Genomic DNA, 6,869 nt, shown 5'->3' on the forward strand with positions numbered 1-6,869 from the left:
ACCCTATCCCTCCGAACCCTTTGAATGAAAATTAAAACTCTACGTCTTTTTTCGGCAGGAACTTGTCCGTCAGCACTTTGGCGGTTACTAATATAACAAAGAGAATCATACCAATCGCGGAAGCATAGCCGTAGTTCCGATACTCCTCTCCAAAGGCCAGATTAAACATGTACAAACCGATGACATCGGTGGACCCGTACGGCCCGCCATTTGTCAGGATGAGAATATTTTCGAAGCTCTTCAAGGTTCCAACGACTAAGAAAAGCACTGCAACCTTAACAATTGGCATAATAAGCGGCATCGTAATTTTAAATAATCGAGTCATATGGCCTGCACCTTCAAGAATGGCTGCCTCGTATAATGATTTTGGTATTGCCAGCATCGCATTAGCGAATATGATCACATACAAGGCGACCCCACCCCATACCCAGGGCGGGATTACTGCTAAAATCGCAGTCCGTTCGTCACCAAGCCAATAAAAGTTTTTCATGTCGAATCCAAACAGCTCAATGATCCCATTCAATAAGCCATACGAGCCGTCATAAATAAACGCCCATAAGAGCGCGATGACAACCGTAGAGAGCACGTTCGGAAAGAAAAACAACACTTTCAAAAATTTATTTTCACGATAGTTTTTATTCGAAATTAAATAACCAAGCAGCAGTGAAATCAACACAACAAACGTTGGGATAGCCAGCATAAATATAACGTTGTGTCCGAGCGCACGCCATACATATTTGTCATTGAAAGCCGTAACGAAGTTATCGAACCCTATAAACTTTGGTTCTGTAAACCCGTCCCAATCCAGAAAAGCATAATAAACAGATAGTATATTCGGAAATAGCGTAAACAGTAAGTACCCTCCGAAGGGGGGGACGATGGCAACGAACAGAAAAATCCATTTTTGCGTGTTCTTTTTATCAAGACCCAGTCTTTGCAGCCAAGTGCGCTGTGTCTTTACTACAGTCGTATCAGACATGGGAGGACAGCTCCTATTCTACAAACTTAAGCGGCTGGTGCCGTTATTATTTTAAAATAAGGAAGCGGAGAGGAAGCCCTCCCCGCTCGCTCGCAGCAAAACTGTTTATTTCTGCGCTTCTAAAGCCTTCGTCAGCAATTTTTCTGCTTCTTCCAAAATTGGCATCGGATCTTGCTGACCCAAGACGATCTTGATTGTATTTTCATCCATTAGTTTCGTAGCTTGAGCATAGTTTGGATCGGAAATACTAACAGACCTGCTTGCTTTATAAGCTCGTGCATCGTTTTCTGTGATGTATTTCAGAACAGCTTGTGCCGAGCTGGACAGGTTAACCGTTCTAGCGGCATCTTCTGTCAAGTCACTGCGCATAGGCAAAGCGCCCGCTTTCTCAGCGATATATTGCTGATTATCCAACGTCATCAGCTCAACGATAAATTCCTTTGCCCATTTCTTGTTCAGCTCAGGCTTGTTTGCCCAAATGTAATTGAAGTTTGTCGTTCCGCTTCTTACCCAAAGCTTCTGATCTGTGCTCTCTCTGAAAGGAACAATCATAAAGCCCCAGTCAAAGTCTGTCGGTGTCGCTTCCTTCATTTCATTCTCAACGTGGCTTCCTGTTGATACCATTGCAGCTTCTTTTTGAATAACCTGCATCTGAGATTGCGTATGAGACAAAGCTGGCAAGCCTTCAGCAAAATACCCTAGTTGTCCCAGTTCATAAAGGCGATTCCAGTGCTCTACAACCTCTGTGCTCTTATACTGTGGGAGCGTAAAGATTTTGTAGTCCTCAATATATTGGTCTGCGTGACCGTTCATGTCGGCTAGCTCAAATAATTTCGCTGCTCCGAATGCCCAATCGACATAGTTCGGATGCATGCCTGGGAAGGTAATCGGAGCGATTCCATCCGCCTTAATATCCGCAAGCAGCTGCTTGAACTCATCCCATGTTTTCGGATTTTGGTTCCAGCCATGCTCATCAAACAGCTTTTTATTGAAGAACAAGCCGCCGAAGCTGCTGGACGCCGCAAATTCATATCTTTTGTCGTTGATCAAAGTGGTCGATTCGTACATGCCCGGCAGCGTGAGGTCTTTAACGGTTTTATCCGGTGCGTCCGGAAGCTTCATATCCCAAATGTCATCCATTGGCTCAAGCTTACCCGCTTGCGCGAGGGATACAATTCCGCCCGCTGGCGTTGTGTTGAAGAGGTCGAACATCTCCTTGTCATCGTTTGCGGAGATTTTAGTCGAGAGGATTGTTTTCATATCAGCTGAAGCTGTAATATCAAACGATACATTGGGATACTTCGCTGTAAAATTTTCAACTGCATGATCGAACCATTCGCGCCCGTATCCGCCAACGAAGAAGCCGACCTTCAAGGTAACCTTCTCATCCTTAGGAAGCCCATTTTCATATACAGCGACTTCTGCAGGCGCGTTGCTTGCTGCTGGTGCATTTGCAGCGTTGTTTCCGCTGTTTGCGTTGCCTCCGTTACCGCATGCTGCAATAACGGCCATTGCTGTAACCAAACCAACGGATGCAAGCTTCTTAGACGTTTTGTTCATAAATCTTAGAACCCTCCAATTAATAAATAAATTTGATTTATTCAACTTCTAAAGTTATTTTATCGGTCTTGTGTTATCTAACTATCATGAAATTATTAAGGTTATGTAAATTATTCCTGTTGAATAACAAAAACAAAAAAAGCCTCAAGATTACCCGCAATCAGCGGGTAATCAAGGCTTTCTCTTCTTTACTTACAGGTTAAGAAGCGGTCTGATAATTGGCGCAAGCGACTGCGCTATGCGAAGAAACCCTAGGTCGGTCAGATGTGTTCCGTCAACGGTAATTTCGCTGATGGAGTCCTCCCCGAGCAGCTCGAAGCCATCTGCAAAATGGATATGACTATCCCCTTCTGCCCGCCTCTGTTCAACGTTCTCAAACTGCACCAGCCTTCGGCGGTTAAACAGCTCCTGCCTCTCTTCATAGAAACGGTCGCCGTCATTGCGGATTTTGGAAACAATTAATATAGGAACCTCAGGGTGCCGCTCTCTTAGTATGCTGATGAACACAGGCAACGTCATTGCTATGTTCTCTGCTGCTCCAGTGTTGCCTTCATAATCCAGCACATAGAGCCCAGGGTCTTCAATATCCGCCATGATCTGAGCCAGCTCCGGCTCTCCTTTGCCGGAACCGGAAAAGCCGAGATTCACGAACGGCACCGGTAACGTGCGGCTGAGGATGTTTGAATAAGCCATGCCTGGTCTCGAAGCGCATCCGCCTTGTGTAACGGAGGTGCCATAGATGACAACGGGTCTATTGCTGGAATAGGAAGGAGGAGCACTGACAGCAGCATCCTCATCTATACCTATCAAGACCTCCTCCACGCCTTGGTATAATGGAAAGTTCAAGGTTACAGCGAAATCTCTTTTGGTATTCCACCGAAACAGCTGTGCTTCATATTCTATATCATTATGGTTAAATTTGGTTGTGGAGACGTATTTTTGGTTGCCAGGATCCCCTAAGTAGCAGTCAAAACCACACTGCCCGGTTGCGGGCATATGGTACATATTCGCAGGACCAGCTAGACGCACCTTAATAACTAACCGTGAAGTATTCGTTCGAAAACGAATCTGGCCTCCAGCAGTACAATAGGCAAGAGTATCGACTGCGGACGGCAAAGGCACCCCCGGATTAAGAGGGAGACGACGATAAACACCATCCTGGGCTAGCCATGGGAAGCCTACAATTTGAAAAGGAGGCTTAAGCGGAGAAAGCCACTTCAGCGGTTCTCCTTCAAACGTCTCCTGGCCTTCGTTTCCACCTAGCAGGTTTATGTCGATTTCTTTCGATTGAACGGACATCTGTATCCACTCCTCTATATTTTTACGTCCAACCCATACCGTTTTTTTACTCCATATCAAAAACATATTTCCGTATCGCTAGAGCAACCCCATCCTCATTATTGGAGGCGGTTATTGCACCCGCTATCGCTTTGACGTGCTCCTCGCCATTGGCCATAGCTACGCCAAGCCCTGCTGCTTGCAACAGTTTGACGTCGTTGTCGCTGTCTCCCATTGCGATGACATCAGACATGGAGATGCCCAGTATTTCACAAACCTCGCGTACTCCACTTTCCTTGGTTACCCCTTTAACGGAAATTTCAAGGTTAATCGGGGCTGACCGGGTGATCTCAAGCGTTCCCCAGCTCTCTAGCTCTTCCCTTATCTGTGCAAGCATTTTCACATCATGGCTGCCGATGCCGAACTTCATCCAATCCCGCTCAAACATCTCCGGCGTCCAAGAATCCTCGTTCGTCAAGCTTTCCACACTGTAGCCCCAATACCATTGCCCCCGCTGTACGGCAATCTCGTGCAGTCGCCGAACAGTGTCCCGAGGCAGAAAGATACGCTTCCGCAGCCTCCCGGGGCTTTCCCAAATTTCCGCTCCATTAAGAAGCACCATTGGAGAATCCAAGCCAAGCTCGCCCCAAAATGATTTGGCATTCTGCAAGCCTCTACCGGTTGAGAACATAACCTTAACGCCGTGATCGACCGCGTAGCGGAGCCACTTTTTGGACTCATCAGAAATTCGTTTATCCTCCGTCAGCAGCGTTCCGTCCAGATCGAGGGCAATTAACTTATAGCCCGCCTTTACGGTATCCATAACACTCATCCTTTCACCGCTCCCATCGTCGCGCCTTCCATTAGAAGCTTTTGGAACATGATGTAAATGATAATGGAAGGGACCATTGCAATCGTAACGCCAGCGAACAGCGTAACCCAATCAGCAGTATACTCCATTTGCTTATTCGCTGAATACATTTGCACGGCAATCGGATATTTCTTAGGATCGCTTAAATAAATGAAAGGGCCTAAGAAGTTATTATAGTAGCCAAGGAACTTAAATACGGCTACTGTAACAATTCCCGGTGTCGATAAGGGAACGATTACTCGCCAAAACTTTTGGAACAAGGTAGCGCCGTCCATCGTCGCGCTCTCCTCCAGCTCCATCGGCAGAGAACTCATAAAGCCACCCAGCAGCATGAGATAAAATACACTTTCCCCCAGGCTGGACAACAAAATTAACCCGGTTAAACTATTCGTCAAGTCCAGTTCCCGCATAATGACATACTGAGGCACGAGCGCATTGACACCTGGCAAGAACAGGGACAGCATAATCAGACTCCAAATGATTTTTCTACCTTTGAAATTCATTCGCGTAAGCGCGTAAGCGTTGATCGTCGTGAAGAACAGGCCCAGCACGAGGCTTCCGCCCACATAATAAAGGGTATTTAACAGCGATTGTCCAAAGCCGTATTGATTCCAAGCCTTCGTATAATTTTGCCATTTCAACTCCGAAGGCAGCGCCCATATATTTTGGTAAAACTCAGGGTTACTCTTCAGTGATTCATAGATAACCCAAATTAGCGGAAATATGATCGTCAGCGACCATGCATAAAGCAGAATGCGCCAGACGACATCCATTAATGTCCGTTTCTCCTTCAAGCTTATCCCTCCGAACCTTTAAATGGAAACTAAAACTCGTAGTCCTTGTTCGGCACGAATTTGTCGATCAGCAGTTTAGCTGTTACTAATATAACGAATAGAATCATACCGACTGCAGAAGCGTAGCCGTAGTTCCTATACTCTTCTCCGAAAGCTAAATTAAACATGTAAAGACCGATAACGTCCGTCGACCCGAATGGTCCCCCGTTCGTCATAATGAGAATGATCTCGAAACCTTTCATCGTTCCAACGACCAGGAACAAAGCGCTGACGCGGATTATCGGGGTAACCAGCGGCATCGTAATCTTGAACATGCGGGTCATATGTCCGGCTCCTTCAAGAATAGCGGCTTCATACAATGACTTTGGAATCGCAAGCATCGCATTTGCAAAAATAATGACATACAAACCAACACCGCCCCATACCCATGCTGGAATAATAGACGCCAGCGCAGTGCTCTCATTGCCGAGCCAATAAAAATTGCCGATGTTGATTCCAATGAATTTAAGCAGGCCATTTAATAAGCCGTAGGAGCCGTCATAGATAAACGCCCATAAGAGAGCGACTACAACCGTGGACAACACATTCGGGAAGAAAAACAATACCTTCAGGAAGCCGTTCTCGTAATAGTTTTTATTTGTAATGAGATAGGCCAGCAGCAGCGAAATGAGAATTACAAAAAAGGGCACGGTTATCATGAAGATAAGATTGTGGCCCAGAGCACGCCATACATATTTATCCTGGAATGCGGTGATGAAATTCGCCAGCCCGACAAACTTCGCATTTGTAAATCCATCCCAATCAAGCAGCGCATAATAAATGGATAAAATATTAGGAAATAACGTAAACAGCAAATACCCGCCAAAAGGAGGAACGATCGCAATGAACAGAAATATCCACTTTTGCGTACTTGCTTTATCTAGACCCAGCCTCTGCATGGGGGTCTGCGGTGTTTTCACTGCAGTTGAATTAGACATGGGAGGTCAACTCCTATCATACCAGCGTTTGTAATGAGAGCGGAGAGGTRCCCTCTCCGCTCGACAGTACCTTAATTTTTCTTCTCAGCCTCTAACGCTTTCTTCAGCAGCTCTTCCGCCTGCTCCAAAATTGGTTTCGGATCCTGCTTTCCAAGTGCAAATTTGACTATATTTTCATCCATTAATTTCTCTGCTTGAGCCAGATTTGGATCTGAAATGCTGATAGAACGGCTTGCTTTATATGGTTGGGCATCATTATCCGCAATGTATTTCAGAACGGATTGAGCCGAGCTGGAGAGGCTAGCCATTTTAGCGGGATCTTCAGCTAAATCCTTACGCATAGGCAGCGCGCCTGATTTTTCGGCTGCGTCTAACGACCTTTAATAAGGAGTGGCCAAAGCTACTAAACT

7 protein-coding genes are annotated in these 6,869 nt (G+C 45.9%); all 7 read right to left on the reverse strand.

The window, feature by feature from the left end; translation table 11 throughout:
- Nucleotides 1-31 precede the first annotated feature (31 nt).
- The 7 genes from AC1DWN_RS24270 to AC1DWN_RS24300 all read right to left on the reverse strand — a co-directional run bounded on the left by AC1DWN_RS24270 (nt 32) and on the right by AC1DWN_RS24300 (nt 6,800).
- Nucleotides 32-979 (reverse strand): carbohydrate ABC transporter permease, encoded by a 948-nt coding sequence (locus AC1DWN_RS24270; protein WP_477561466.1) that lies wholly within the window; start codon nt 977-979, stop codon nt 32-34.
- Between the two features lie 105 nt (nt 980-1,084).
- Entirely contained in the window at nt 1,085-2,539 is a 1,455-nt protein-coding gene (locus AC1DWN_RS24275; protein WP_477561467.1) for an ABC transporter substrate-binding protein, read from the reverse strand.
- Between the two features lie 192 nt (nt 2,540-2,731).
- Nucleotides 2,732-3,838, reverse strand: a complete 1,107-nt coding sequence (locus AC1DWN_RS24280; RefSeq protein ID WP_477561468.1) for an SGNH/GDSL hydrolase family protein — start codon at nt 3,836-3,838, stop codon at nt 2,732-2,734.
- A gap of 46 nt (nt 3,839-3,884) precedes the next feature.
- On the reverse strand, nt 3,885-4,649 hold the full coding sequence (locus tag AC1DWN_RS24285; RefSeq protein ID WP_477561469.1) for a Cof-type HAD-IIB family hydrolase: 765 nt from the start codon (nt 4,647-4,649) through the stop codon (nt 3,885-3,887).
- Entirely contained in the window at nt 4,646-5,482 is an 837-nt protein-coding gene (locus tag AC1DWN_RS24290; protein ID WP_477561470.1) for a carbohydrate ABC transporter permease, read from the reverse strand. Before AC1DWN_RS24290 ends, AC1DWN_RS24285 begins: the two co-directional genes overlap by 4 nt.
- A gap of 29 nt (nt 5,483-5,511) precedes the next feature.
- On the reverse strand, nt 5,512-6,459 hold the full coding sequence (locus AC1DWN_RS24295; RefSeq protein WP_477561471.1) for a carbohydrate ABC transporter permease: 948 nt from the start codon (nt 6,457-6,459) through the stop codon (nt 5,512-5,514).
- A 71-nt stretch (nt 6,460-6,530) separates the two neighbouring features.
- A complete protein-coding gene (locus AC1DWN_RS24300) occupies nt 6,531-6,800 on the reverse strand; it encodes a hypothetical protein (protein WP_477561472.1) in 270 nt (89 codons plus the stop codon).
- Nucleotides 6,801-6,869 lie beyond the last annotated feature (69 nt).

The sequence above is a fragment of the Paenibacillus sp. P4_A7 genome (assembly GCF_056402455.1).